This is a genomic window from Sphingobium sufflavum (assembly GCF_021403115.1).
Classification (GTDB): domain Bacteria; phylum Pseudomonadota; class Alphaproteobacteria; order Sphingomonadales; family Sphingomonadaceae; genus Sphingobium; species Sphingobium sufflavum.
In genome coordinates, this window is the sequence record NZ_JAJSSH010000001.1 from 316,658 (window position 1) to 342,775 (window position 26,118).

A 26,118-nucleotide genomic window follows, 5' to 3' on the forward strand; every position below is an offset into this window, starting at 1 on the left:
GCGCCATGTGCGTGCCTGTGGTTGTACCTGCGGCACATGCACCAGACATGTTTTGCCATATCCCCGCAACGACGGCGCAAATGCCTCCCTCTATGGATTGACCTGCCTAATAAACAGGCTGATTGACAGGATTTGCCCATTTTTTGGGCATTCATCCGGGAGGAGAATGATATGATCGCTTTCACCGCAGCCCTTGCAACTATTCTGGCAGCGGCGGCACCGACCCTCTCCCATCAGGCGACGGTCGATCATGCGGGCACCTCCTATCAGTTGCGCTACGAGCCGCAGCTGACGACCAGCGCAAAGACGATCGGTGCCCATGCGGGCGCGCGGCCGAGCACCCAGCGGTGCCGCTGGACGGTTGTGGTGCACGTCGAACGGCAGATCGGTCAGCCCGGCAAGGCGCATGCGTTGAGCCATATCCTGCCGATCACGCGCCAGTTCAGCGGCGACCTGCCGGGTAGCTGCGTGGGTCGGGCCACGGCCATCGATGCGGCACAGGCGAGCAAGGCCGACGCCATTCGCGCCCATGTCGCCGCCGTCGCGGGCGCGGATCGGCAGACGGTGTTGGCAGAGATTGATTCGGCGCGGTCGCTGGCCCTGAACTGATCGTCGATGGCCGCATATCTGCGGGCGGCGGTTCTCCTGCTCCTGCCCATGATAGGGGCAGGCAGGCAGGCCACCGCGCAATCGACGCAGGGCCTGTCAGCCGGCATGGACCTGACCAGTGACCACCGCCTGCGCGGGCTGAGCTGGAGTGACAGCAAGCCGACGCTCCGTGCTTGGGTGGGCGTGCCAGTGGGACCGCGCACCTATGTCGATGCGGAACTGGTCGCGACCCATGGATCGATCCGTGCGGATGGAGCAGGGGCGGCCCTGTCCGTGGGCCTGCGCCAGAGGCTAGGCGATGGCCCGGTACGCGTGGATGCGGGCGGCGGTTGCCGTCTGTTTCCCGGCCAGGCGGGATCGGCCTTTTGCGAGGTCGGGACGGACGTCGCCTATGACCTGGCGTGGGTCAGGGTCGATGCCGGGCTGAGCTATGCGCCACGGCAACGGGCCATCGGCGGAGATAATCTTTATCTGCGCGCGGGCATAGGGATCGACGTTCCCCGTTCCCCGTTCAGCCTGCATGGCGGCGTGGGCCATTCGACGGGGACGGTGACAGACGCCCTCCGCGCGGCGCGGTTGCGACCGGAAGGTGCCTATTGGGACTATCGCGTTGGGGCAGATTTCACGCGCGACCGGCTCAACACAGGGTTGCGCTATGTCACCACCAGCAATGGGCAGGGCACCGTCGTCGCGCATGTCGGCATCAGCTTCTGAAAGGTCGGATCAGGTCGCCAGTGCCTGAAGGGTCGCAATCCGGTCTGCCTCGGCGGCGGGTTTGTCCCGGCGGATACGCTTGATGCGGGGAAAGCGCATAGCGAGGCCGGACTTGTGTCGCTTGCTGGTGTGGATGGAGTCAAAGGCGACCTCTAGCACCAGCGACTTTTCTACCTCGCACACCGGACCGAAACGGTTGAGGGTATGGGTTCGCACGAAACGGTCGAGCCATTTCAATTCCTCGTCTGAGAAACCGGAATAGGCCTTGCCCACAGGCAGAAGTTCGCCGTCCTCCGTCCAGCAGCCGAAGGTGTAATCGGAGTAGAAGGAGGCGCGGCGGCCATTGCCGCGCTGGGCGTACATCATGACGCAGTCGGCACTGAGCGGGTCACGCTTCCATTTATACCAGAGGCCGGTCTTGCGACCCGAAACATAGGGGCTGTCGCGCCGTTTGAGCATCACCCCCTCGATCGCCGCGTCGCGAGCGGAATCGCGGATGGCGGACAGCGCCGCGAAATCGGGAGCGTCGATCAGGCGGGACAGGTCGAAGCGGTCGGGAGGCAGGGCGGCGGCGATACTGTCCAGTGCGGTACGCCGCTCCGTCCAGGGCAGTGCGCGCAGGTCACGCCCGCCCGCCTCCAGCACATCATAGAGGCGGACGAAGGGGGGATAGTCGGTCATCATCTTGCGGGTGACGGTCTTGCGGCCGAGGCGCTGCTGGAGCGCGTTGAAGCTGGCCGCCTCGCCGCCCTGTGCGTCGCCGCGCACCATCAGTTCGCCGTCGAGGACGCCGATGAAGTCCAGCGCCTCCACGATTTCCGGAAAGGCGCGGCCGATTTCCTCCCCTCCCCGGCTGAATAGGCGGCGATCCGATGCGGTGCCGACCAGTTCGACCCGGATACCGTCCCATTTCCATTCGGCGACAAAATCGTCGAGCGAGACGGTGCCATCCTCCAGCGGATGGGCGAGCATGAAGGGGCGGAACCATGCGGTGTCCGTGAGGTCGGGCGTCTCCCCGGTCCCCTCGCCCCACGCGAACAGTGCGGCATAGGGGGGCGTCAGGGCGTGCCAATATTCATCCACTGCATCGACCGAGACGCTGAACGCCTCGGCAAAGGCGACCTTGGCAAGGCGGGCGGAGACGCCGACGCGCATGCCGCCGGTGGCGAGTTTCAGCAGGGCGTAGCGGCTTTCCGGTTCGATCCGGTCGAGCATCGCGGCGAGGACGGCGGGTGCGTCGGCCCGGCTCAGGGGGGCGAGCGTCTCCACCACCTCAGAGAGGAGAATATCCTTGCCCGCTCCCGCGCCCGGTGCCTCCCAGATCAATGCTACGGTCTCTGCCGTGTCGCCCACATAGGCGCGGCTCATCGCGACCAGCACGGAGTCGACCCGCTGTTCCGCCAGCGCGCGAATGGTGGCGGACTTGACGGCGGGCAGGTCGATGGCGTCGGTCAGCGCGGCCAGCGCCCAGCCCCGGTCCGGGTCGGGCGTGACGCGGAGATAGTCGACGATGAGCGCGATCTTCGCATTGCGCGAGCGGGTATAGACCAGATCGTCGATCAGTCGTGCAAAGGCCCGCATCAGTCGTCTTCATCCTCATAGCCCGCCACAGCCAGAGCACGGGCGCGCATCTGGTGCGTTTGGCACCAGTGGACCAGCGCCTCCTCCGCGCCATGCGTCACCCATGTCTCCTTCGGGCGGAGGAGGGCGATGGTGCCGGTCAGTTCGTCCCAGTCGGCATGGTCGGAGATGACGAGCGGCAATTCCACCTGTTTGGCCCGCGCGCGCTGGCGCACCCGCATCCAGCCCGATGCCATGGCCGTGATCGGGTCAGGCAGGCGGCGGCTCCAGCGATCGGTCAGGGCGGACGGGGGGCAGAGGATGATGCGGCCGCGCAAATCTTCCTTCTGCACCTCGCTCACCAGGCGCAGGTCGCCAAGGTCGACGCCAAGGCTCTGGTACAGGGCGCACATCTTCTCCAGCGCGCCATGCAGGTAGATGGGGTCGGCATGACTTGCGCGGCGCAACTCCGCGATCACCCGTTGCGCCTTGCCCAGCGCATAGGCGCCAACCAGCACGCAACGGTCCGGGTTGGCGGCGCGGGCGTTGAGGAGACGGGCCACCTCCTGCTCGATAGGGGGATGGCGAAAGACGGGGAGGCCAAAGGTCGCCTCCGTGATGAAGATGTCGCAGGGGACTGGCTCGAACGGCACGCAAGTGGGGTCGGGCCGCACCTTATAGTCGCCGGAGACGACGACTCGTTCGCCACCATGTTCCAGCAATATCTGCGCGGAGCCCAGGACATGGCCGGCGGGGTGCAGGCTGATGCGGACGTTGCCTCGCTCGATCACCTCTCCATAGGACAGGGCCTGGCCGCCTTCCGTTCCATAGCGCAGGTTCATGATCGCCAGCGTCTCAGCGGTGGCGATGGACTGGCCATGACCGCCGCGCGCATGATCCGCATGGCCATGGGTGATGAGCGCGTTGGCGCGCGGCACAGAGGGGTCGATCCATATGTCCGCCGGGCGGACATGTATGCCGGTGCGGTCCGCTGCGATCCAGTGGCGGGCGGGCGGCTGTTCAGCGGCGAGTTTTTCAGCTGACATGGCGTCCTTCAGGTCCGCTGGCCGGATGGTGGAAGGAGGGCGGAGTCCTGCCTCCGCCCCCCGATTTTGGTCGTCAGCGGCAAGAGACTCCGCCGCGATCAATCTCCCGGCCCAGCAGGCCGCCCGCGCCCGCACCCAGCAAGGTGCCAAGCAGCGAGTTACCGCCATTGTCGAGGCTATTACCGATTACACCGCCCAGCGCCGCGCCGACGATCAGGCCCGTCGTGCCATCCTGACGGCGGCAGTAATAATTGCCATTATAGCCACGATAGACGCGGGTGTTGCGCGTCACCGGTATGGGTCGATAGCCGCCGCGATAGTAATTCTCGGCATAATAGCCGCGGCTGCCCCGCTCATACCGATTATGGTCATAGTTGCGCCAGTTGCGCCAGTTACGATCGTTGGAGCGCCAGTTGTTGTCGGCGCGGGGACCGCCTGGACGCCAGTCATTGCCACGCCGGTCGTTATCGCGTCGATCATTGTCGCGGCGGTCGTTGTCCCGGCGGCCATCACCCCGGCGGTCGTCGTTGCGGCGATCCCATTGGCCATTGTCGCGACCGGGCTGCGCCATGGCCAGCGAGCCGGTCAGCGTCATCGCGCCCAGACTGATCGCGATCAGCGCCTTTTTGCCGAAGTTCAGCATCATGATTCTCCTTATCCTTGTTGCAAGGGAGAATGTTTCGCGACCGGGACGGTTGCATGAACTGAAAACAACAATGGCGTGCGGATGATCCGAAGCGGGACGGGGACGGAAACATCCCTGTCCCGGCTCGTTGTCGAAGGCGGAAAGGAGTTCATGCCATGACAGAGACTATCCGCACCGAATTCTGGAAGGCGTTCGAGCACAGCCCGTTCGTGATGGTCAGCCTGACCGGCGACCATGCCCACAGTCTGCCGATGACCGCCCAACTGGACCGGGATGCCAATCATGCCTTCTGGTTCTACACCGCCCGTGACAACAGGCTGGCCAAGGGCGGCGATGCGATGGCGCAGTTCGTCGCCAAGGGGCATGACCTGTTCGCCTGCATTTCCGGCACATTGCGGGAGGAGAGCGATCCCGCCGTCATCGACCGTTATTGGTCGAAGCAGGTGGAGGCTTGGTATCCGGGCGGGCGCAATGATCCCAATCTGCTTATGCTGCGCTTCGACCTGGCGGATGCGGAAATCTGGACCGCAGACTTGGGCGTGAAGGGCCTGTTCAAGTTGGTGACGGGTCAGACGATCAATCCGCAGGAAGCGGGGCGGCACGCGCAGGTCGCTCTCTGATCCATCTGCCCGATCATTCGGGTGGCAAGAGAGGCGGCGGGGCTGGATGGCTCCGCCGTTCTGCTGTCAGGTGATGGGCGGCACCGGCAGGGGTGGCGCATCCTTGTCATCCTCATGCACGTCGATGATGCCGCGCCCCACATGGCTGTGCCCGCGGCTGTAGAAGAAATAGACGAAGAAGCCGACGACCGCCCAGCCGAAGAACAGCGCCTTGGTATAAAGGGACAGGCTGTAGAAGAGATAGGCGCAGCCGATGGCGGCGATGGGCGCGATGATGTTGACCGCCGGGGTACGGAACGGGCGGTGGCGATCGGGGTCTGTCCGCCGCAGCACCATCACCGCGATCGCCACCATGGCGAAGGCGAAGAGGGTGCCGGAATTGGAGATGTCCGCGAGCACGCCCACCGGGAAGAAGGCAGAGAAGAGCGCCACGAAAATGCCCGTCAGCACGGTGATGACATGGGGCGTGTGGAATTTCGGATGCACTTTCGACAGGACTGCGGGCAGCAGGCCGTCGCGGCTCATCACGAAGAAGATGCGGGTCTGGCCGAACATCATCATCAGGATGACGGAGGGCAGGGCGAGGCCTGCCGCGAGGCCGATCAGATTGCCGACCTGCGGCCAGCCGATCTCCCGCAGGGTCCAGGCCAACGCCTCCTTGGAGCAGACGACCGCCGCCTCGCCGATGGCGCTGCACTGGCTGGCCAGTTCTGCGCTGCCGGGCGCCAGCGCCTCGCCGGACGGGCCGGTGACCGGGGTTGCGCCCACGCTGCCGATCACGCCAGATGCGACGAGGAGGTAGAAGAGGGTGCAGATACCGAGCGAGCCGATCAGGCCGATGGGCATGTTGCGCTGCGGATTCTTGGTTTCCTCCGCCGCCGTCGATACGGCGTCGAACCCAACATAAGCAAAGAAGATGGAGGCCGCCGCCGCCGACACGCCGCCAAAGCCGAGCGGCATGAAGGGCGTGAAATGCTCCATGTTGATGACCGGCAGGGCCAGCACGCAGAAGAGGGTCAGGGCGGCGACCTTGATCGTGACCAGCACCGCGTTGACGGCGGCGCTTTCCTTGGTGCCGATCACCAGCAGCCATGTGACCAGCCCCGCAATGCCCATGGCGGGCAGGTTGACGATGCCGCCATCGGAGGGGCCACGCACCAGCGCATTGGGTATGTCGATGTGGAAGGCGTTCTCGATCAGCCCGACGACATAGCCGGACCAGCCGACCGACACCGCGCCCGCCGCAATGGCATATTCGAGGATCAGCGCCCAGCCGACCATCCAGGCGACCAGTTCACCCATCACCGCATAGCTATAGGTATAGGCGGAGCCGGACACCGGCACCATCGACGACATTTCGGAATAGCAGAGGGCAGCGAGCGCGCAGACGACGCCCGCGATGATGAAACTGAGCAACATGCCCGGCCCGGCTTTCTGCGCGGCCTCCGCCGTCAGGACGAAGATGCCGGTACCGATCACCGCGCCGATGCCGAGCATCGTCAACTGGAAGGCGCCAAGCGAACGATGCAGCGATTTCTTCTCTGCCGTGGCGAGAATGGCGTCGAGCGGCTTGACCCGTCCAAATATCATAAGAAATTGCCTCCCATGGACGACCCCCCGGTCGGCCTGCGGCGGAGACTAGACGCTAATTTGTGCAGCGCAAGAGGCGAGCCGTCCTGTGCTTGTTCCTGCCTCTGCTTATGGCCGTTCCCGTTTATTCAGGGACGAGCATATGCCCCAGCTTGCGCCCGGCAAAGAGGTGGACATGGAGGTGTGGTACTTCCTGATGGCTGTCGAGGCCGCAGTTGGCGAGCAGGCGATAGCCAGGGGTGTCGACGCCGAGCTGGCGGGCGACGATGCCGATAGCGCGGACATAGCCTGCAATCTCCGCATCGCTGGCCTGCGCCGCGAAATCGTCCCAGCAGACATAGGCGCCTTTGGGGATCACCAGAACATGGGTCGGCGCCTGCGGGGCGATGTCGTTGAAGGCCAGCGCCCAGTCATCCTCATAGACTTTGGCGGCGGGGATTTCGCCGCGCAGGATGCGGGCGAAGATATTGCTGTCGTCATAGGGCTGGCTGGTATCGACGGGCATCGCTCTCTCCCCTTCGTCAATCAATCGGCTTTGCGCGCGGCTTTTTCCGCGAGGCCGGACACGCCCTCGCGCCGGTCCAGTTCCGCCCCCACATCGTCGAGGCCGAGGCCCATGTCGGCCAGCAGGACGGTGAGGTGGAAGATCAGGTCGGCGGCTTCCTTCACCACCTCGTCCCGGTCGTCGGAGATTGCGGCGATCACCGTCTCCACCGCTTCCTCGCCCAGCTTCTGCGCGATCTTGGCGCGGCCGCGGGCGGTCAGTTTCGCCACATAGCTGGTGGAGGGATCGGCGGTGCGCCGTTCGCGGATCACGGATTCGAGTCTGGCAAAGGGCGTGTCGGTCATGGCCACAGCGTTTCGCCGCCAGGGAAGTTTGCGTCAACCGATAAGGCATGTTGCGGGGCGCAACATACCAACATGACCATTTAAACGGGTGTAACGGGACGGCGGACCGCCAGCCCCGCAGCGGCGAGGGCGGCGTGGGCTTCGGCGATGCTGTGCTGGCCGAAATGGAAGATGGAGGCGGCCAGGACCGCGCTGGCATGGCCCTCCAGCACGCCGTCGACCAGATGTTGGAGATTTCCAACACCGCCCGACGCGATCACCGGCACGCTGACCCGGTCGGCGATGGTGCGGGTGAGGGCGAGGTCATAGCCCGCCTTCGTCCCGTCGCCGTCCATGGAGGTGACGAGCAGTTCCCCCGCGCCCAGTTCTGCGAGGCGCACGGCATGGGCCACCGCGTCGATGCCGGTCGGACGGCGACCGCCATGGGTGAAGATCTCCCACTTGCCTTCCGCCACGCGGCGCGCATCGACGGAGGCCACGACGCACTGGCTGCCGAAGCGTTCGGCAATGTCGCCGACCAGTTCGGGCCGGGCGACCGCCGCGCTGTTCACCGCCACCTTGTCCGCGCCCGCCAGCAGGAGCGCGCGCGCATCCTCCGGGCTGCGCACGCCGCCGCCGACGGTGACGGGCATGAAGCAGACTTCGGCGGTGCGCGCCACGATGTCGAGGATGGTGCCGCGATCCTCATGCGTCGCGGTGATGTCGAGGAAGCAGAGTTCGTCCGCCCCGGCGGCGTCATAGAGGCGCGCCTGCTCGACCGGGTCGCCCGCGTCCTTCAGCTCCACGAAGTTCACGCCCTTGACCACGCGGCCATTGGCGACGTCGAGACAGGGGATGACGCGGGTGCGGACTGTCATGGGATTATTTCCTTGTCTCCCCTCCCGCTGGCGGGGTGGGCCTGCGCTATGTGTTGGGTCAACAGCGACCTGTTGGTCGCTTGCCCACCCCCAGCCCCTCCCGCCTGCGGGAGGGGAAGATTGGTTGCCCCTCCCGCCTGCGGGAGGGGAGGATTTGTTAGCCCCTTCCACAAGGGAAGAGGGATTGTGTTACACCAACGCCGCCACGGCCAGCGCGTCCTTGAGGTCCAGCCGACCGTCGTACAGCGCGCGGCCGGTGATGACGCCTTCCAGACCGTCGCCGGCGTGCAGGCTGAGTATGCGAATGTCGGAAATGCCGGCCACGCCGCCCGATGCGATCACCGGAATGTCGGTGGCGCGGGCAAGGTTGACGGTGGCGTCGACGTTGCAGCCCTTGAGCAGGCCGTCACGGCCCACATCGGTGAAGAGCAGGCTGGTGACGCCCGCATCCTCGAACCGGCGGGCGAGGTCGATGACTTCCATGTCGCTCTTTTCCGCCCAGCCGTCGGTTGCGACGAAACCGTCACGGGCGTCCACGGCGACGACGATGCCGCCGGGAAAGTCCCGCGCCACGGCCTTGACGAATTCGGGGTCTTTCAAGGCGGCCGTACCGATGACGATGCGCGCGACGCCCAGGTCGAACCAGCGTTCCACCGATTCGCGGTTGCGGATGCCGCCGCCCAGCTGGACATGGCCGGGGAAGGCGCGGACGATGGCCTCCACCGCGTCGGCGTTCACCGCCTTGCCCGCGAAGCTGCCGTCGAGATCGACGACATGCAGGAAGCGGGCGCCCTGATCCGCGAACAGCACAGCCTGCGCCGCCGGGTCGTCGCCATAGACGGTGGCGCGGTCCATATCGCCCTCCGCCAGACGGACGACCTGCCCGCCCTTCAGGTCGATAGCCGGGAAAACGATGAAATTGGGTACGTCAGTCGCTGCCATATTCAGGGGCGCCAATCCAAAAAGCGTTTGAGGAAGGCAAGGCCATAGGCCTGGCTCTTTTCCGGATGAAATTGCACGCCGACGATCGTGTCGCGCGCGACGGCGGCGACGATCGGCCCGGCATGGTCGCTGGTCGCGATGACATGGCCGGGATCGGTAACGGCGAAATGATAGCTGTGCAGGAAATAGGCCTCGCCGGGGATCAGCAGGTCGTGCGGGGTCGCGGCGACCACGTCGTTCCAGCCCATGTGCGGCACCTTGGCCGCGGGATCGGCGGGTTCCAGCCGTTTGACGGTGCCGTCGATCCAGCCGAGTCCGGTGTGGACGCCATGCTCCTCACCCGTCGTCGCCAGAAGCTGCATGCCGACGCAGATGCCGAGGAAGGGCAGGGCTTTTGCCTCGACCGCCTCCGTCAGGGCATCGACCATGCCGTCGATACCGAACAGCGCGTCGCGGCAATGGGCGAAGGCGCCGACGCCGGGCAGCACGATCCGGTCGGCGGCCAGCACCACGGCGGGATCGGCGGTGACACGCACATCCTGAGCGCCCGCCGCCAGCAGGGCGTTATGCACCGACTGGAGGTTGCCCGCGCCATAGTCGATCAGGGCAATGGTCATGCGGCGGTCATCCGGCCAGCGCCTCCAAACCCGGTGCGAGGAAGGCGGGCGGGAACTCGATCACCTCCACCGTGGCGACGCCGCCGACGATATAGGGATCGTTCTGCGCGAATGCCTCCACATCGGCGCGGGTGCCGGTGGCGAGGATGACGCCGCCCGTCGGCGGGGTCTTGCGGCCCCAGCCGTGGAAAATACCCGCCGCCTGCCCGGTCTTCAGCCATGCGATATGCGCCGGGCGCAGCGCGTCCACCTGCTCGATGGGCGCGGTGTAGGTCGAGGAGAGAATGATCATACCGATATATCCTTCACGCCGCGATCAGCCGCCCAGCGTACCCTTGGTGGACGGAATGGCGTCGCCCTTGCGCGGGTCGATCTCCACCGCTGTGCGCAGCGCGCGGGCCAGCGCCTTGTAGCAGCTTTCCACGATATGATGGTTGTTGGAGCCATAGAGAAGCTCGATATGGAGCGTCAGCCCGGCGGCGCCCGCAAAGCTGTGGAACCAGTGTTCGATCATCTCCACGTCCCACTCGCCCAGTTTGGCGGTGGTCAGCGGCACCTTGTACACCAGGAAGGGGCGGCCCGAAATGTCGAGCGCGCAGCGGGTCAGCGTCTCGTCCATCGGCGAGTGCGCCTCGCCATAGCGGGCGATGCCGCGTTTATCGCCCAGCGCCTTCGCCACGGCCTCGCCGATGGCGATGCCGGTGTCCTCGGTCGTGTGATGCTGGTCGATATGCAGGTCGCCCTTGCAGTCGATATCCATGTCGATCAGCGAATGGCGCGACAATTGTTCGAGCATATGGTCGAAGAAACCGATGCCCGTGGAAATATTATAGGAGCCGGTGCCGTCGAGGTTGACCCTCACCCGGATGCTGGTTTCCTTGGTTTCCCGATGGATTTCGCCAATTCTCATGGGGCCGCATTAAGGGCGGAGGGCGCGGCATGCAACCGTGTCCGGTCGGGGCGGGGGCGGCTCTTCCTTTTTTTGCGACCATCTCGCCCTTGACCCGAAACGGGGCATCGCCCACAGAATAGCGCCATGAGCGACGATGCGCCTGACAGCCTGATTCCCTATGACGAGATCGTGCAGGAAGCCCTGCGCGCGGTCGTCGGCCGTGTGCTGAGCGAGGTGGCGCAGGTCGGCGTGCTGCCCGGCGGCCATCATTTCTACATCACTTTCAAGACGCAGGCGCCCGGCGTCAGCATCCCGCGCCATCTGGTCGAGCGTTTCCCGGACGAGATGACGGTGGTCCTCCAGCATAAATTCTGGGATCTGAAGGTGGAGAGCGATCATTTCGAGGTCGGCCTGACCTTTAACCAGGTGCCCGCGCATCTGGTGATCCCCTATTCCGCGATCAGCGCCTTCGTCGATCCGGCGGTAAATTTTGCGCTCCAGTTCCAGGTCGCTAATGGCGACGAGCCGGAACCGCACGACGATGCGGAGAATGACGCACCCGCCAGTGCGGCGCAGGGCGAATCGGGCGCGGGGGCGCCGGTGTCGAACGTCGTCACCGTGGATTTCGGCAAGAAGAAATAAGCCGGTCCGCCCCGGATCGGGCGGTCTCTCCATTCATCGCACCTGTTGGACGCGTCGCGGATAAAGCGGGGCGTTCGCGCGTTGTCCCCACCAGAGATAATCAGGCCGGGGAAAGGATAGGCGCATGGGATTGTTCAGCGGCAAACGGGCGAGCAAGGCAAAGGCCGCGCTGCGATCCGCAACCATGGACGGGGCGGAGGCCAAGGGCCGGGCCACCGGACGCCGTCAGGAAAAGCGCCGCGCGGCCAGGGCGGGCGAGACGGCCACCGCCGCCAAGGTCAGCGGCCTTCGCGGTGTCGGGGTCGGCATCGTCGGCACGCTGATGGCGAACCAGTTGCGCGCGAGCAGCGGCAAGGCCGGGCTGGCGGGCGTGGCGGCGGGTCTGGCCTTCAACATGTTGCTGAAACGCAATCCGGTGGGTGCGGTGTTGCTGGGCGGGGCCGTGCTGGCGCACAAGGCCTATCGGTCCAGCCAGGCCGCGCAGGCGAAGAAGGCGGGGACAGCACCGCTGGCGCTGCCCGCCCCGGCGAGGGGACGTAAGCCGGTCCCCATGGGCACGGAACTGTCGCCGCTCCACCCCGCTGCGGCCTGAGCCGCCCCGTTCGACCTGCTTTCGACCTGCGAGGCGCACGCTGATTTGGGTGCGGTCCCGTGCATGAACCATTGACGCGGCGCGCGCCCGGCGTAAGGGGGAGCGCATGCCGCACAGCATCTCTTCCGACCCGCATGGCTTTCGGCGGCGCGGTGTCCTTTTCGTCCTGTCCTCCCCTTCGGGCGCGGGCAAGTCCACCATCGCGCGCAAGCTGCTGGACGCCGATCCGACGTTGCAGATGTCCGTCTCCGCGACGACCCGGCCGATGCGGTCCGGCGAGGTCGAGGGGAAGGATTATCATTTCGTCGACCTGACCGAATTCCGGCGGATGACGGCGGACCATGAGTTCCTGGAATGGGCGCATGTGTTCGGCAACCGCTATGGCACGCCCCGCGCGCCGGTGGACGCGATGCTGGCCGATGGGCGCGACGTCCTGTTCGACATCGACTGGCAGGGCGCGCAGCAGCTTCACCAGATTGCAGGCGGGGACGTGGTCCGCGTGTTCATCCTGCCGCCGTCGATCGAGGAACTGGAGCGGCGACTGCGTGGGCGCGGCACCGACAGCGAAGAGGTGATCCAGGGCCGCATGGACCGCGCCCATGGCGAAATCGCGCATTGGGACGGCTATGACTATGTGCTGGTCAATGACGATGCCGACGACTGTTTCGCCAAGGTGCAGACGATCCTGAAGGCCGAACGGATGAAGCGCAGCCGCCAGACCGGGCTGATCGGCTTTATCCGCAAGATGAACCCGGCGGGACCGGTCTAGGGCCAATCGTCCGCTGGTGCCGGAAGGTATGACGTCACCCCGGACATGATGGGCAATTATTCCGCTTGGGCATGTAACCCCTTCCCGTTCGCCCGGTTCAAGAGAGGCGCGTGAATCGCTTGAATGTCGAAGGGCGGTCCTTCACTCTTGCAGCCACATCGAAGGGACAGTCCTTCGACAGGCTCAGGGCGAACGGTGTCTTCTATCCGAGATGCTCAAGCGGGATTTGATCCGCAGTCCCGCTTCCGGCGGCATCACAGGACAGCGTCATCCCGGAACAGGTCCGGGATGACGCAGTCCCGCTTCCGGCGGCATCACAGGACAGCGTCATCCCGGAACAGGTCCGGGATGACGAAAGGAAAAGCCTGCGATTGCGCTTTGCTTATCCAATCATTCCCCCTCGCACAGCGCCGCGAGCTGATCCGCGCACGCCGTCCAGCCGTCCACGAAGCCCATGGCCCTGTGCTGTTCCATCGCTTCTGCGCTCCAGTGGCGGGCGCGGGCGGTGTAGCGGGTGCCGTCGCCCTCCGCCGCAATCTCCCAGAAACCGACCATGAAGGGACCGGCGGGCAGGAAGTCGCCCGATGCGTCGATGCCCACCGCATCGGTGGTGACGAATCGGCGGCCCTCCTCATAGGCGAGGTAGATGCCCTCCTGCGGCATCGTCTCGCCATCGGGACCGTGCATGACCATGGCGGCGCGGCCACCGGGACGGCGGTCCTGCTCGACGATGGTGATGGTCCAGGGCTTGGGGCACCACCATTCGGCCTGCCGCTCGGTCAGGACGTGCCAGACCTTGTCCGGCGGCGCGGCGATGTGGCGGGTGATGGAGAGTTCCTGCGGGCTGTCGGCTGTCTCGGTCATGGATCGTCCTTGCTGGCATAGGAGGGCTGGCATGGGGGGCTGGTGAGGGGTCGCGCCCCGTCAGTCCCGGTCGGGCGCGCCCAGCGGGAAATAGGGGCGATAGGGGCGGCCGCCATCCACCGCCCGCGCCACCGACGGCCGGGCGAGCAGGCGGGCGCGATAGGCTTTCAGGCGGGGCAGGCGGTCGGGAATGGGATGCACCCAGTCGGCGTAGAACAAGGAAGGCGCCGCCGCGCAGTCCGCCAGGGTGAAATCCGCCCCACAGGCCCAGTCCGCATCGGGCAGATTTGCGTCCAGCCAGCCATAGATGGTGTCGAGCGCGGCATGGACGGGCGGGATGCGGGTCATGTCGCGCTGCTCCGGCGGACGGAGAAATTCGTTCACCACCTGCTGCATCACGGCCATGACATGATTGTCGAAAACCCGGTCCATGAAGCGGACCTGCAACGCGGCCTTCGCATCTGCCGGGATCAGGCGGCCATGGCCGGGGGCGAGCCGGTCGACATGTTCGATGATGATCGAGGATTCGATATAGGTGCCCGTCTCGTCCACCAGCACCGGGAATTTGGCGAGTGGCCAGAGGGCCTTGAGTGTGTCCAGCGCCGGACCCTGTTCGACCACATGCCAGGTAAAATCCACGCCTTTTTCATAGAGGGCGATCTGGGCCTTCCAGCTATAGGAGGAGAAGGGATGGCCGTAGAAGTCAGGCATGGGTCGGCTCCCCCGCCGCCGCGGCTTCGATCGCGGCAATGTCGATGCGGTGCATGGTGAGCATCGCCTCGCTTACCCGCCGGGCGACGGCGGGGTCGGGGCAGGCGATGAGTTCGGTCAGGCGGCGCGGCGTGATCTGCCAGCTCATGCCCCAGCGATCCTTGAGCCAGCCACAATGGCTCTGCGCGCCGCCCCCTTCGATCAGAGCGTCGGACAGGCGGTCCGTCTCCGCCTGATCCTCCGTGGCGATCTGAAAGCTGACCGCCTCCGTAAAGGCGAATTGCGGGCCGCCGTTGAGGCCGATGAAGGCCATGCCCGCCAGCGTGAACCGGACGACGAGCACGGCCCCCTCCGGCGTCGAAGGATTATCGGACGGCGCGCGGACGATCCCGTCGATGCGGCTGTCGGGCAGCAGGGCGGTGTACAGGGTCGCGGCCTCCTCCGCCGTGCCGTCGTACCACAGGCAGGGGGTGATCTTTGCGATAGTCATGGCGCGTCCCTCCTTCCCCGGTCAGGCCTGTGGTGCGGGGCGACCGCCGACAAGGCCGAAATGCGCGCCCTGCGGGTCGATGGCGTTGAGGGCGAAATCGCCGCCGGGAACCTCCATCGGCCCGTTGATGACGGTGCCGCCCAGCGATTCGACGGTCGCCTTGGCCACGTCGATGTCGGGCACGCGGAAATACTGGTTCCAGTGGGGCGGTCCCATTTCTGCCGTGCCGGTCATGACCGCGCCGATCACGCCGCCGGTCGGGCTGTGGTGGCGGATGAAATCATAGGTGCCAAGCGGCCCCATCGCCATCTCCCCATCCTTGGTCCAGCCGAAGCGGGTGCCGTAGAAATGCCACGCCGCCTTCTGGTCGGAGGTGATGAGTTCGTTCCATGCGCAATGGCCGTTGCGGGGCACGTCATAGGCGAAGGCAAGGCTGGTCCCCTCCACGGAGGCGGGCTTCATGATATAGAAGCGCGCGCCCTGCGGGTCGGCGACCATCGCGATGCGGCCGACATTCGGGATGTCCATGGCGGGCATGACCGTGCGTCCGCCGCCATGGTCGATGCTCTCGACGCATTTGTCCACATCGTCGACGCCGACATAGCCGAGCCAGGCCGGGCGGGCGCCCCGCTCCGCCATCTCCGGCGGGATCGCCGTGAGGCCGCCGACGCTGTTCTCGCCCGCGTTGAGGATGCGATAGTCCATAGCCTCCTGCCCGCTGTCGGCGACGGTCCAGCCGACCACTCTGCCATAGAAAGCCTGCGCCGCGTCGGCGTCGCTGGTCAGCAGTTCATACCAGATGAAGTCGCCATGATGATTCGCCATCTTATTTCTCCAGCTTTACGACGGGCGCGAAGCCGCCAAAGATCATGCGCTTGCCGTCGAACGGCATGGGGTTCTTTTCGGGATTGAAGCGGTCGTCGGTCTTCATCAGACCGTCCATCCGGGCCATCGCCGCGTCGCGGGTCGCCTTGTCCGGCCATTCGACCCAGGAGAAGACGACCGTCTCCTCCGCTGTCGCCTTTACCGCGCCGCGAAAGTCGGTGAGCGTGCCATCGGGCACATCGTCGCCCCAGCATTCCAGGATGCGGGTCGCGCCCAGTTCCAGGAACAGGCTGTCACCCCAGTTCGCATGGTCGATGAATTTCTGCTTGTTGGCGGTGGGGACCGCGAGGACGAAACCGTCGATATAGGACATTGTCTCTCTCCTTATGCCTTGCAGGGTAACAGCGCGCGCAGCGCCGGGTTGCGGAGCCAGAAGCCGCCCCAGAGCAGCAGGCCGACATAGACGCCGAACAGGATGTGGCTGAACAGCGGGCTGGCGATCCGCACATGGGTGGCGATTGCGCCGCCGAGATAGCCGGTGAGCAGGATTGCGCCGAGCAGCGCGGTGCGCGGCCACAGGTGGAGCAGGGTCGCCACCAGCAGGATGACGCCCAGCAGGCGCGCGGTGCCGGCATCGGCGGGCCAGCCCATCGCGGCCATCGTCTCCCCCACCACGGCCAGCGGTGGCAGCTTCATCGCGGCGTCCATCAGCAGGAACAGCACGACCAGCGTCGTGATCGCGCGGCCGGTTAGGGTCATCCAGCGCGGGTTGTCGGGCGCCTGCGTCATCATCCTCTCCTTCGGTCTTTTTTTCTGTCGGGTTTCTATCAGGCGGCGGGTTCGGGCGCCTGTTGATTCGCACCAGCGGCCATCGCCGCCTCCACATCCATCCACATCGGTTCCCAGATATGGCCGTCGGGGTCGGCGTAGGAGCGGCTGTACAGGAATCCATGGTCCTGCACCGGATTGGGGTCGGCGGTGCCGCCCGCCGCCACCGCGCTCCGCACCCGCGAGTCCACTGCCTCGCGGCTCTCTTCCGACAGGCAGAAGGCGGCCCGCGCCTGATGATGCGCGTCGATGATCGTGCGGGTGGTGAAGCTGGCGAAGCGGGCGTGGGTCAGCAGCATGGCATGGATAGTGTCAGTGAAGGAGATGGCCGCCGCGCTGTCATCCGCAAAGCGCGGGTCCGGCGTCGCGCCCACCGCCTGATAAAAGGCCAGCGACCGGGGCAGGTCGGTGACGGGCAGGTTCACGAAGATCATCCGGGTCATGCGCCACTCCCTGGGTGAGGCGGTGGGAAGCGAGGCCATGCGCCCCGACTCGACATTGACAAGCATGCGACCGAAGATTATATTTTGCAACTATGGAGTTAGAAAAAATAACTAATGAGTCGGAAAGTGGCGCAAAAAGTGTCAGGAAGCGCGGCTATTACGACGCCTGCGGCATGGCCCATGCGCTGGATCTGGTCGGTGACCGTTGGGCGCTGGCCATCGTGCGCGAGCTTATGCTGGGTCCGCGACGGTTTGGAGACTTGCGGGCCGACCTGCCCGGCCTGAGCGCCAATGTCCTGACGCAGCGGCTGGGCGATCTGGAGCGCGATCTGATCCTCGTCCGGCGCAAGCTGCCGCCGCCCGCCCATGTGCAGGTCTATGAACTGACCGCATGGGGGTATGAAGCGGAACCGATCATCCAGGAACTTGGTCGCTGGGCCGCGCGCTCGCCGGGGCATGACGCGACCCTGCCGATCAGCGGGGTGTCGATCCTGCTGTCCTTTCGCACCATGATCGCGCGGGACAGGGTGGGAGAGCCGCCGTTCAGCGTGGGTTTCCGGTTTGGTGCGGAGGAATATCTGGCCCGGCTGGACGCCGCCCATCCCGACCGCATCGTCGTGGAGCGGGGGGCGGAGGCGGAGGGCGACATCGGATTTATCGGTGCGCCCAATGCGCTGGCGGCGTTCATCTATGGCGATGTGCCGGAGGAGGCGCTGGCGGGCGCGCTGACAGTGCGGGGGAAGGCGGGGCTGGTTGCGCGCTTTGCCCGATTGTTCGGGTTGCCGGAGAAGGTTCGACCAAAGGAGTAGGTTTTCGCGCAGAGGCGCAGAGGGCGCAGGCGAGATGGTCTTTGGCCGGTCCTGCGGCTGAGGTTTGCGCGGAGCGGCGGAGGATTATCTTCTGCGCCTTCGCTTACCCGTATCCGATGAAAACGGCTTTGCCGAGGCTGCCTGTGCCTCTATCCGTAAACCCTCTGCGTGCTCTGCGCGAAAAACCTTCTTGACCCCGGATGGCGGTGGCGCGCTCCTTCATCAGTGCCATGCCTCTCCCTATCCGCGAACACGCCACCCCTGTTCCCTCTCGACAGCATCCTTCGCCCGCAATAAGGCGTATGGAACAAAGGGGGATCAGTTCACATGGTCGCAACGGTTGCCACCGTCGCCTATCTGGGGCTTGAGGCGCGCGCCGTGGAGGTCCAGTGCCAGCTGGTCGCGGGGCTGCCCAACTTCATCGTCGTCGGCCTGCCGGACAAGGCGGTGGCGGAGAGCAAGGAGCGGGTGCGCAACGCCATTGCGGCCATCGGCCTGTCGCTGCCGCCCAAACGGATCACCGTCAACCTCTCCCCCGCCGACCTGCCCAAGGAGGGATCGCATTTCGACCTGCCCATCGCGCTGGCGCTGCTGGCGGCGATGGGCGTGGTCGATGCGGAGGCGCTGGCCAGTTTTTGCGCGGTCGGCGAATTGTCGCTGGACGGGCGGATCGCGCCGTCGCCCGGCGTGCTGCTGGCCGCGATCCATGCGGGGTCGAACGGGCTGGGCCTGATCTGCCCCGCCGCGCAGGGACCGGAGGCGGCGTGGGCCGGGACGGTCGAACTGCTGGCTGCGCCGGACCTGATTTCGCTGCTCAATCATCTGAAGGGGCAGGGGCTGCTCCCCACGCCGCGACCGGGCGAGGTGGAGGCGGGGCGTCCCTCCGCCGACCTGCGGCAGGTGAAGGGGCAGGAGACGGCCAAGCGCGCGCTGGAGATTGCGGCGGCGGGCGGCCATAATCTGTTGATGATGGGGCCGCCGGGCGCGGGCAAGTCGCTGATGGCGAGTTGCCTGCCGGGTATCCTTCCGCCGCTGGACCCGGAGGAGGCGCTGGAAGTGTCGATGGTCGCCAGCGTCGCGGGTACGCTCAGCAATGGTCGAATAAGCCGCGACCGGCCCTATCGCGCGCCGCATCACAGCGCGTCGATGGCGGCGCTGGTCGGTGGGGGCCTGAAGGTGCGGCCGGGCGAGGTGAGCCTGGCGCATCTGGGCGTGCTGTTCCTCGATGAGTTGCCGGAGTTTCAGCGGGCGGTGCTCGATTCGCTGCGCCAGCCGCTGGAGACGGGGGAGGTGGTGGTGGCGCGGGCCAACGCGCATCTCGCCTTTCCGGCGCGGGTGCAACTGGTCGCGGCGATGAACCCATGCCGGTGCGGGCATCTGGGCGATCCGGCGCTGGCCTGTTCGCGCGCGCCCAAATGCGCGGCGGATTATCAGACGCGGGTGTCCGGGCCGCTGCTCGACCGGATCGACCTGCATGTGGAGGTGGCCGCCGTGACCGCCGCCGACCTGATCCTGCCCCCGCCGGAGGAAGGCTCTGCCGAGGTCGCGGCGCGGGTCGCGGCGGCGCGGGCGGTGCAGACGGCGCGGCGTGTCGGCCCCGGTGAGGGCGCGCGGACCAACGCGGAACTGGAAGGGCCGGCGCTCGACGCGGTGGCGACCCCGGACGAGGCGGGCCGCGCCCTGCTGGCGGAGGCCGCGGCGGCGATGCGGCTGTCGGCGCGCGGCTATACGCGGGTGCTGCGCGTGGCGCGGACGATTGCGGACCTGGGCGGGGCGGAAACGATCGGGCGCATCCATGTGGCGGAGGCGCTGAGCTATCGTCGGCGCGCGCCGGTCAACTGAGACTTTGTGACCTATTGATGCGCTGTTGAGGCGCCGCCCCGCCGCCTTATGTCACCGACCAGCCGCCATCGACCGCAAAGCTCTGGTTGGTGACGCAGCGGGCCATGGGGGACGCGAAATAGAGGACGGCCGCGCCGATGTCGCGCGGTTCGCACATGCCCAGCGGCGGGCGGCGGCGGGCGGGGCCGTCGGGGGTGGGGCCTTGGGCGTGGATCGCGCCGGGGGTGGCGACGCCGCCGGGCAGCACCATGTTCACGGTGATGGCGTGCTCGGCCAGTTCCAGTGCGCTCGCCCGCATCAGGCCGACCAGCGCGGCCTTCGACGCGGCATAGACGGCGTGTCCCTTGACCAGCGAGCCGATCAGCGCGGCGGAGGCGACATGGACGATACGGCCCCCGGCTCCGCCCGCCACCATGGCACGGGCGGCCTCCCGGCTGGCGAGGAAGACGCCGCGGCTGTTGACGGCGTTGACCCTGTCCCATTCCTCCGCCGTGCCGTCGAGCAACAGTTGCCGATCCTGAATACCGGCGTTGTTGACGAGGCCCCAGAGGGTGCCGTGGCGCGCCACCACGTCCGCGACGGCGCGGGTGATGGAGGCTTCGTCGGCCATGTCGATGTGCACGGCGCTGGCGGCATGGCCCGCCGCGACGAGGGCGGCGGCGGTGGCCCGCGCCGTGTCGAGGACGCGGTCGGCGATGACGACGGTCGCGCCCGCCTCCGCCAGCACCTGCGCGATGCCTGCGCCGATGCCCATGGCCGCGCCGGTGACGATCACCACCTCGCCCGTGAAACCAAAAGCGCCCGTGCCTGCTGCCGTCATGCCGTCATCCCTCCCTTTGTCGTTGCGAAGAGGGTGGGGGCGCCACCGGGCGGGGTCAACTCCCCGGTGGGGATATGATGGGGCAGGCGGGGATCAGGTGATGACGGTCGGCGCGTCCATGCCGGTATGGCCGCTGATGTCCGCCAGATCCTGCGCTGCGGCGATCAGGGGGGCGAGGGCGTCGTCCACCGCCTGCGCCAGATCGCCGGTCTTCGGCTCGTACCGTTCGATATAGAGGCGGATCGTCGCCCCTTCGGTGCCGGTGCCGGAGAGGCGGAAGACGAGGCGCGAGCCATCCTCGAACAGGATGCGGACGCCCTGCCGGTTGCTGACCGACTGGTCCGTGGGGTCGAGATAAGCGAAATCGTCCGCCGTCGCGATGGTGCCCGCCGCCGTGACGCGGCCGGGCAGGGTGTCGAGGCTGGCGCGCAGGGCGGCCATCAGCGCGTCGGCGCGGTCGCTCGCCACCGCTTCATAATCGTGGCGGGCATAATAGTTGCGGCCATAAAGCGCCCAGTGATCGGCCATGATCTCCGCCACGCCGGTCTTTCGCACGGCGAGGATGTTGAGCCAGAGGAGGACCGCCCAGATGCCGTCCTTCTCCCGCACATGGCTGGACCCGGTGCCTGCGCTCTCCTCCCCGCAGATGGTGACGAGGCCCGCATCGAGCAGGTTGCCGAAGAATTTCCAGCCGGTGGGCGTTTCATAGAGCGGCAGGCCGAGCGCCTCCGCCACCCGGTCCGCCGCGCCGCTGGTCGGCATGGAGCGGGCGATGCCGTCGATGCCGTCCTTGTAGCCGGGGGCGAGGTGCGCGTTGGCGGCCAGCACCGCCAGCGAATCGGACGGCGTCACATAGCTGTTGCGGCCGATGATGAGGTTGCGGTCGCCATCGCCATCCGATGCCGCGCCCAGATCCGGCGCGTCGGGGCCGTAGAGACGGTCGTAAAGCTCCTTTGCATGGACGAGATTGGGGTCGGGGTGATGATGGCCGAAGTCGGGCAGCGGCGTACCATTGACGACGGTTCCGGCGGGCGCGCCCAATATTTCCTCGAAAATCCGATGGCCATAGGGGCCGGTGACGGCGTTCATCGCGTCGAAGGAAAGGCGGAAGCCGTCCGCGAACAGCGCCTTGATCGCGGGAAAGTCGAACAGGCTTTCCATCAGTTCGGCATAGTCGGCGACCGAATCGATCACCTCCACGGTCATGCCCGCGACCTCTGCCGCGCCGATGGCGTCGAGGTCGATGTCGGGCGCGGTCGCGATCCGATAGCGGTCGATCGCCCGCGTGCGGGCGTAGATGGCGTCGGTCACGGATTCGGGCGCCGGGCCGCCGTTGCCGATATTATATTTGATCCCGAAATCCTCGTCCGGGCCGCCGGGATTATGGCTGGCGGAGAGGACGAAGCCGCCGAACGCGCCATATTTGCGGATGACATGGGAGACGGCGGGGGTGGAGAGGATGCCGCCCTGCCCCACCAGCACCCGGCCAAAGCCGTTCGCCGCCGCCAGACGCAGCACGGTCTGGATCGCCTCCCGGTTCAGATAGCGCCCGTCGCCGCCGACCACCAGGGTCTTGCCCGCGAAACCGTCGAGGCTGTCGAACACGGACTGAACGAAATTCTCGATATAATGCGGCTGCTGAAAGACGCGGACCTTCTTGCGCAGGCCCGATGTGCCGGGTTTCTGATCGAGGAAGGGGGTGGTCTGGACGCTATCGGTCACGCAATTCTCCGGTTCATGCCGTTGTGCAGCAATGGTGTGCATGCTGCACAATCGCGCGGGGCAAGGCCAGCGGCTTTATGGGGTATATGTGTATTTCGCGGGTGCGTTGCGGGCGAGCCGCTTATCGCACCGCCGCGATGCCGAGCCGGGGGATGTCGATGGCGGGGCAGCGGTCCATCACCACCGTCAGTCCGGCGGCTTCGGCGCGGGCCGCCGCAGGGGCGTTGATGACGCCGAGCTGCGTCCAGACCGACTTCGCGCCGATGGCGATGGCCTCGTCGATCACATCGCCCGCTGCCGCGCTCTCCCGAAAGATATCGACCATGTCGACCGGCTCCCCAAGATCGGAGAGGCGGGCGATGACGGTCTGGCCATGGATTTGCTGTCCCGCGAGGCCCGGATTAACGGGGATGACGCGATAGCCATGGGCGAGGAGAAAGCGCAGCACCCGGTTGCTGGGCCGTTCCACCTTGTGCGACGCGCCGACCAGCGCGATGCTGCGGGTGGTCTCCAGCACATGGGCGATGTCGGCGTCGTCGGTCAGCGGCATGGGGCACCTTTCTGTTGCGGGAAGAGCGATGGGGGGAGCGGTTGGTTCCCCTGTCCGTCATTCCGTCCCGGTCATGCGGCCTTGCTCATGCCGCCCCGGTCATGTCGTTGTCGAGCCGCCCCTGATCCACTGCGCGACCTTCTGCGCGATGGCCGCAAAGGGTTCGGCATGGGCGCCATCGCCCGATGCAGGCGGCACGCCCGCGTCGGAGGCGCGACGGACCTGGATGTCGAGCGGGACGCGACCGAGGAAAGGCAGGCCCATCTCCGCTGCCGCCGCTTCCGCTCCGCCCTGCCCGAAGGGATCGCTGACCTCCCCGCAATGGGGGCAGGCATAGCCCGCCATATTCTCCACCATGCCGATGATCGGCACCCCGGCCTGTCCGAACAGGCTGATCGCGCGGGCCGCGTCGATGAGGGCGAGATCCTGCGGCGTGGAGACGATCACGGCCCCGGCGGGCTTGTGCTTCTGGAGCATCGACAGTTGCACGTCGCCGGTGCCGGGGGGCAGGTCGACCACCAATATCTCCGTCCCCTGCCAATGCGCGTCGAGCAACTGGCCCAGCGCATTGCTGGCCATCGGTCCGCGCCACGCGATCGCCTGCCCCGGTTCGATGAGATGGCCCATGGAGAGCATCGGCACGCCAAAGCCATTTTCGATGGGGATCATGCGGCTGTTCTCCGCGCGCGGCTTGGTCCCCTCGCTGGAGAGGAGGCGGGGGAGAGAGGGGCCATAGATGTCCGCGTCCACCATGCCGACCTTGAGGCCAAGGCGCGCAAGGGCGACCGCGAGGTTGACCGAGAGGGTGGACTTGCCCACCCCGCCCTTGCCCGATCCGACCGCGATGATGCGCGGCCCGGCCTGCTTTTCGGCGGTCATGGCGATGCGCACGTCGGTGATGCCGGGCAGGGTCATGGCGGTGTCCCGCACCGCCTGCTCCACCGTGCCGCGCTGCCCCGCGTCGAGGCCGCCGACGTCGAGGACGAGGGTCAGGACGCCCTCCTTCACCTTGGCCGAGGACGCCCGGCCACCGCTGGCCTGGGTGAGCCGTTCGAGCGTGTCGGGCGAGACGGGTTGGGGCCTGCTGTCTGTCATGGCGGGCCTCTTAACCGGCGCGCGAGGCGGCGTGAAGCGGTCGCCGGAGACTTTTCGGACCTAAATTGCCCCTGAAATCAGCCTTGCACCCTGTTCTTTCGCAATGCGCTCCCTATAGTGTCTGTATGACTCTTGTGGAACGCTGGCGGCGCGGAGCAATCGCGCTGATGAACGAGAATAGTCCCTGGGGCGGATCGGGAGGTTCGGACGGAGGGTCTGGCGGCAATGGCCGTGGCGGAAGCGGTGGTGGCCCCCGCAACCCGTGGAGCCGTCCGCCGGGTGAGGAACCGCCGGGCGGTGGTGGTGGTGGCGGCGACCCGCGCGGTCCCTCCGCCGTCGAGGAACTAATGCGCCGCGCGCGCAGCAGCTTTGGCGATGGTTTGCCGGGCGGCCCCGACAAGCGAGCGCTGTGGTTTTATCTGGCGCTGGGCCTCGTCGCCATCTGGCTGGCGACCACCTGCATCCATCGCATCGGGCCGCAGGAACGCGGCATCGTGACTTTCTTCGGCAGCTTCTCGCGCACCCTCACCCCCGGCATCGGCATCACCCTGCCCGAACCGCTGGAGAGCGTGAAGGTGATCGACGTCGAGGAAATCCGCACCATCGACATCGGCTCCACCGGCGAGTCGGGCAAGCTGGTGCTGACCGGCGATCAGAATATCATCAACCTCGCCTATTCGGTGCGCTGGAACATCAGCCGTCCCGAACTCTATGTCTTCCAGATCGCGGACACCGACCAGACCATCGGCGAGGTTGCCGAATCGGCGATGCGCGCGGTGTTGGCCACCGTGACGCTGAACGATGCGATGGGCGCGGGCCGCACCACCATCGAGGAGCAGGTGCGCGGGCGCATGCAGGAAATCCTCGACGGCTATCGTGCCGGCGTGCGGGTGCAGGGCGTCGCGATCAAGCAGGCGGACCCGCCGGAAGCCGTCAACGACGCGTTCAAGGAAGTGTCCGCCGCGCAGCAGACGGCGCAGACCTATCTCAACCAGGCGCGCGCCTATGCCCAGCAGCTGACCGCACGGGCGCAGGGCGAGGCCGCCGCGTTCGACAAGGTCTATGGCCAGTATAAGCTGGCGCCGGAAGTGACCCGTCGCCGCATGTATTATGAGACGATGGAGCAGGTTCTGGCAGGCGTGGACAAGACGATCGTGGAGGCCAATGGCGTGACCCCCTATCTGCCGCTGTCCGAGGTCGCGCGTCGTGCCCCGGCCCAGCCCCGGCCTGAAGCGGAGGCCGCGCAATGAACGCGCTCGTCCCCCGCAACGCCATCCTCTTCGCCGTGATCGCCACGGTGTTGCTGATCCTCGTCGGCTCCACCTTCTCCATCGTGCCGGAGACGAAGCAGGCGGTCATCGTCCGTTTCGGTAACCCGGTGCGGATCGTGAACGCCTATAAGAAGGGCGAGACATTCGGCCAGACCGGTGCGGGGTTGCACATCCGCATGCCCTTCACCGACCAGATCGTGTGGATCGACAAGCGCATCCAGTCGGTGGAGATGGAGCGGCAGCAGGTGCTGTCGACCGACCAGCTCCGCCTGCAGGTCGATGCCTTTGCCCGTTATCGCATCACCAACCCGCTGCGCATGTATATCGTGGCGGGCAATGAGGAGCGGGTGTCGGACGCGCTGCGGCCGATCCTCGGTTCCTCGCTGCGCAACGAACTGGGCAAGCGGTCCTTTGCGTCGCTGCTCAGCCCGGAGCGGGGCGCGGTGATGAACAATATTCGGGTCAGCCTGAACCGGGTCGCGGCGCAATATGGCGCGGAAGTGATCGACGTGCGGATCAAGCGCGCCGACCTGCCCGACGGTACGCCATTGCAGAGCGCGTTCGGGCGGATGCGGTCGGCGCGTAATCAGGAGGCACGGACCATCGAGGCGGAAGGTGCCAAGCAGGCCGCGCTGATCCGGGCGGACGCGGATGCGTCGGCATCGCAAATCTATGCCAAGGCCTATGGTCAGGATCCGAAATTCTATGATTTCTATCGGGCGATGCAGGCGTACCAGACCACGTTCGGGGTCAATGCGCGCGGGCAGACGTCGGTGATCCTGTCCGCCGACAATGATTTTCTGCGGGAGTTCAAGGGCGGCCGGTAATCCTGCCGGTCCTCCATCTGCTTCATTCAATGCCGGTTAATCCGGCGCCGGGCATGCGCTGACAGTGCGCATTGCC

32 protein-coding genes are annotated in these 26,118 nt (G+C 66.5%); 10 read left to right on the plus strand and 22 right to left on the minus strand.

The genetic code is table 11. The annotated features are described in order from the left end of the window. The first annotated feature begins 171 nt into the window (after nt 1–171). Together LWE61_RS01635 and LWE61_RS01640 are read left to right on the plus strand one after the other, a co-directional pair. Entirely contained in the window at nt 172–609 is a 438-nt protein-coding gene (locus LWE61_RS01635; RefSeq protein ID WP_234148193.1) for a hypothetical protein, read from the plus strand. Between the two features lie 6 nt (nt 610–615). Then, nucleotides 616–1,323, plus strand: coding sequence for a TorF family putative porin (locus LWE61_RS01640; protein ID WP_234148194.1), 708 nt, complete (start codon nt 616–618; stop codon nt 1,321–1,323). Nucleotides 1,324–1,332: 9 nt separating this feature from the next. On the opposite strand, the gene LWE61_RS01645 is transcribed toward LWE61_RS01640, so the two are convergent. The 3 genes from LWE61_RS01645 to LWE61_RS01655 all read right to left on the minus strand — a co-directional run bounded on the left by LWE61_RS01645 (nt 1,333) and on the right by LWE61_RS01655 (nt 4,575). Further along, entirely contained in the window at nt 1,333–2,904 is a 1,572-nt protein-coding gene (locus LWE61_RS01645) for a cisplatin damage response ATP-dependent DNA ligase (RefSeq protein ID WP_234148195.1), read from the minus strand. Then, entirely contained in the window at nt 2,904–3,929 is a 1,026-nt protein-coding gene (locus LWE61_RS01650) for a ligase-associated DNA damage response exonuclease (RefSeq protein WP_234148197.1), read from the minus strand. The genes LWE61_RS01645 and LWE61_RS01650 overlap by 1 nt, the downstream gene beginning before the upstream one ends. A gap of 73 nt (nt 3,930–4,002) precedes the next feature. After that, on the minus strand, nt 4,003–4,575 hold the full coding sequence (locus LWE61_RS01655; RefSeq protein ID WP_234148199.1) for a glycine zipper 2TM domain-containing protein: 573 nt from the start codon (nt 4,573–4,575) through the stop codon (nt 4,003–4,005). Nucleotides 4,576–4,730: 155 nt separating this feature from the next. On the opposite strand from LWE61_RS01655, the gene LWE61_RS01660 reads away from it, so the two are divergent. Then, nucleotides 4,731–5,195 (plus strand): pyridoxamine 5'-phosphate oxidase family protein, encoded by a 465-nt coding sequence (locus LWE61_RS01660; protein ID WP_234148201.1) that lies wholly within the window; start codon nt 4,731–4,733, stop codon nt 5,193–5,195. Nucleotides 5,196–5,261: 66 nt separating this feature from the next. Here LWE61_RS01660 and LWE61_RS01665 read toward each other — a convergent pair whose 3' ends face one another. The 8 genes from LWE61_RS01665 to hisB all read right to left on the minus strand — a co-directional run bounded on the left by LWE61_RS01665 (nt 5,262) and on the right by hisB (nt 10,960). Then, nucleotides 5,262–6,785, minus strand: coding sequence for an amino acid permease (locus tag LWE61_RS01665; RefSeq protein WP_234148202.1), 1,524 nt, complete (start codon nt 6,783–6,785; stop codon nt 5,262–5,264). 124 nt (nt 6,786–6,909) lie between these two features. Further along, on the minus strand, nt 6,910–7,290 hold the full coding sequence (locus tag LWE61_RS01670; RefSeq protein ID WP_234148204.1) for a histidine triad nucleotide-binding protein: 381 nt from the start codon (nt 7,288–7,290) through the stop codon (nt 6,910–6,912). A gap of 20 nt (nt 7,291–7,310) precedes the next feature. Continuing rightward, entirely contained in the window at nt 7,311–7,634 is a 324-nt protein-coding gene (locus LWE61_RS01675; RefSeq protein ID WP_234148205.1) for a phosphoribosyl-ATP diphosphatase, read from the minus strand. 80 nt (nt 7,635–7,714) lie between these two features. Then, nucleotides 7,715–8,491, minus strand: a complete 777-nt coding sequence (gene hisF / locus LWE61_RS01680) for an imidazole glycerol phosphate synthase subunit HisF (protein WP_234148207.1) — start codon at nt 8,489–8,491, stop codon at nt 7,715–7,717. Between the two features lie 189 nt (nt 8,492–8,680). Further along, nucleotides 8,681–9,433: a 1-(5-phosphoribosyl)-5-[(5-phosphoribosylamino)methylideneamino]imidazole-4-carboxamide isomerase gene (gene hisA, locus LWE61_RS01685; protein ID WP_234148208.1), complete on the minus strand. Its 753-nt coding sequence runs from the start codon at nt 9,431–9,433 to the stop codon at nt 8,681–8,683. A 2-nt stretch (nt 9,434–9,435) separates the two neighbouring features. After that, nucleotides 9,436–10,050: an imidazole glycerol phosphate synthase subunit HisH gene (gene hisH / locus LWE61_RS01690; RefSeq protein WP_234148209.1), complete on the minus strand. Its 615-nt coding sequence runs from the start codon at nt 10,048–10,050 to the stop codon at nt 9,436–9,438. A 7-nt stretch (nt 10,051–10,057) separates the two neighbouring features. Continuing rightward, the gene (locus tag LWE61_RS01695; protein WP_267961540.1) at nt 10,058–10,342 is read right to left on the minus strand and encodes a YciI family protein; all 285 of its coding nucleotides are present in this window, start codon (nt 10,340–10,342) and stop codon (nt 10,058–10,060) included. A gap of 24 nt (nt 10,343–10,366) precedes the next feature. Beyond that, nucleotides 10,367–10,960 (minus strand): imidazoleglycerol-phosphate dehydratase HisB, encoded by a 594-nt coding sequence (gene hisB / locus LWE61_RS01700; RefSeq protein WP_234148210.1) that lies wholly within the window; start codon nt 10,958–10,960, stop codon nt 10,367–10,369. Between the two features lie 126 nt (nt 10,961–11,086). On the opposite strand from hisB, the gene LWE61_RS01705 reads away from it, so the two are divergent. From LWE61_RS01705 to gmk, 3 genes are all read left to right on the plus strand, one after another. Continuing rightward, on the plus strand, nt 11,087–11,584 hold the full coding sequence (locus LWE61_RS01705; protein WP_234148212.1) for an SspB family protein: 498 nt from the start codon (nt 11,087–11,089) through the stop codon (nt 11,582–11,584). Between the two features lie 124 nt (nt 11,585–11,708). Beyond that, entirely contained in the window at nt 11,709–12,176 is a 468-nt protein-coding gene (locus tag LWE61_RS01710) for a hypothetical protein (protein ID WP_234148214.1), read from the plus strand. A 106-nt stretch (nt 12,177–12,282) separates the two neighbouring features. Further along, nucleotides 12,283–12,945 (plus strand): guanylate kinase, encoded by a 663-nt coding sequence (gene gmk, locus LWE61_RS01715; protein ID WP_234148215.1) that lies wholly within the window; start codon nt 12,283–12,285, stop codon nt 12,943–12,945. Between the two features lie 390 nt (nt 12,946–13,335). Here gmk and LWE61_RS01720 read toward each other — a convergent pair whose 3' ends face one another. The 7 genes from LWE61_RS01720 to LWE61_RS01750 are packed head-to-tail and all read right to left on the minus strand — an operon-like array spanning nt 13,336 to nt 17,106. Further along, the gene (locus LWE61_RS01720; protein WP_234148216.1) at nt 13,336–13,809 is read right to left on the minus strand and encodes an SRPBCC family protein; all 474 of its coding nucleotides are present in this window, start codon (nt 13,807–13,809) and stop codon (nt 13,336–13,338) included. Between the two features lie 60 nt (nt 13,810–13,869). Next, on the minus strand, nt 13,870–14,520 hold the full coding sequence (locus LWE61_RS01725) for a glutathione S-transferase family protein (RefSeq protein ID WP_234148218.1): 651 nt from the start codon (nt 14,518–14,520) through the stop codon (nt 13,870–13,872). After that, nucleotides 14,513–15,010, minus strand: a complete 498-nt coding sequence (locus LWE61_RS01730; protein WP_234148219.1) for a VOC family protein — start codon at nt 15,008–15,010, stop codon at nt 14,513–14,515. Before LWE61_RS01730 ends, LWE61_RS01725 begins: the two co-directional genes overlap by 8 nt. A 21-nt stretch (nt 15,011–15,031) precedes the next feature. After that, nucleotides 15,032–15,835, minus strand: coding sequence for a VOC family protein (locus LWE61_RS01735; RefSeq protein ID WP_234148221.1), 804 nt, complete (start codon nt 15,833–15,835; stop codon nt 15,032–15,034). A gap of 1 nt (nt 15,836) precedes the next feature. Beyond that, complete coding sequence (locus LWE61_RS01740; RefSeq protein WP_234148222.1) at nt 15,837–16,208, minus strand: DUF1428 domain-containing protein; 372 nt, start codon at nt 16,206–16,208, stop codon at nt 15,837–15,839. 11 nt (nt 16,209–16,219) lie between these two features. After that, the gene (locus LWE61_RS01745) at nt 16,220–16,624 is read right to left on the minus strand and encodes a DoxX family protein (RefSeq protein WP_234148224.1); all 405 of its coding nucleotides are present in this window, start codon (nt 16,622–16,624) and stop codon (nt 16,220–16,222) included. A 38-nt stretch (nt 16,625–16,662) separates the two neighbouring features. Beyond that, nucleotides 16,663–17,106 carry a VOC family protein gene (locus LWE61_RS01750; RefSeq protein WP_234148226.1) on the minus strand — a complete coding sequence of 148 codons (444 nt, stop codon included), beginning with the start codon at nt 17,104–17,106 and terminating at the stop codon, nt 16,663–16,665. 173 nt (nt 17,107–17,279) lie between these two features. Here LWE61_RS01750 and LWE61_RS01755 point away from each other — a divergent pair, with 173 nt between their 5' ends. Together LWE61_RS01755 and LWE61_RS01760 are read left to right on the plus strand one after the other, a co-directional pair. Then, nucleotides 17,280–17,915 (plus strand): winged helix-turn-helix transcriptional regulator, encoded by a 636-nt coding sequence (locus LWE61_RS01755; protein ID WP_234148227.1) that lies wholly within the window; start codon nt 17,280–17,282, stop codon nt 17,913–17,915. Nucleotides 17,916–18,242: 327 nt separating this feature from the next. Beyond that, nucleotides 18,243–19,757, plus strand: a complete 1,515-nt coding sequence (locus LWE61_RS01760) for a YifB family Mg chelatase-like AAA ATPase (RefSeq protein ID WP_234148229.1) — start codon at nt 18,243–18,245, stop codon at nt 19,755–19,757. 46 nt (nt 19,758–19,803) lie between these two features. Here the strand turns inward: LWE61_RS01760 and LWE61_RS01765 are convergent, their stop codons facing one another. The 4 genes from LWE61_RS01765 to LWE61_RS01780 form a co-directional block, all read right to left on the minus strand. Then, nucleotides 19,804–20,577, minus strand: a complete 774-nt coding sequence (locus LWE61_RS01765) for an SDR family NAD(P)-dependent oxidoreductase (protein WP_234148231.1) — start codon at nt 20,575–20,577, stop codon at nt 19,804–19,806. A gap of 93 nt (nt 20,578–20,670) precedes the next feature. Further along, entirely contained in the window at nt 20,671–22,299 is a 1,629-nt protein-coding gene (locus LWE61_RS01770) for an alpha-D-glucose phosphate-specific phosphoglucomutase (RefSeq protein WP_234148234.1), read from the minus strand. Nucleotides 22,300–22,420: 121 nt separating this feature from the next. Beyond that, nucleotides 22,421–22,849, minus strand: coding sequence for a CoA-binding protein (locus LWE61_RS01775; RefSeq protein WP_234148237.1), 429 nt, complete (start codon nt 22,847–22,849; stop codon nt 22,421–22,423). Nucleotides 22,850–22,948: 99 nt separating this feature from the next. Next, nucleotides 22,949–23,944, minus strand: a complete 996-nt coding sequence (locus tag LWE61_RS01780) for an Mrp/NBP35 family ATP-binding protein (protein ID WP_234148239.1) — start codon at nt 23,942–23,944, stop codon at nt 22,949–22,951. 167 nt (nt 23,945–24,111) lie between these two features. On the opposite strand from LWE61_RS01780, the gene hflK reads away from it, so the two are divergent. Both hflK and hflC read left to right on the plus strand, forming a co-directional pair. Further along, a complete protein-coding gene (hflK, locus tag LWE61_RS01785) occupies nt 24,112–25,194 on the plus strand; it encodes a protease modulator HflK (protein ID WP_234148241.1) in 1,083 nt (360 codons plus the stop codon). Continuing rightward, entirely contained in the window at nt 25,191–26,042 is an 852-nt protein-coding gene (gene hflC / locus LWE61_RS01790) for a protease modulator HflC (RefSeq protein ID WP_234148243.1), read from the plus strand. Before hflK ends, hflC begins: the two co-directional genes overlap by 4 nt. Nucleotides 26,043–26,118 lie beyond the last annotated feature (76 nt).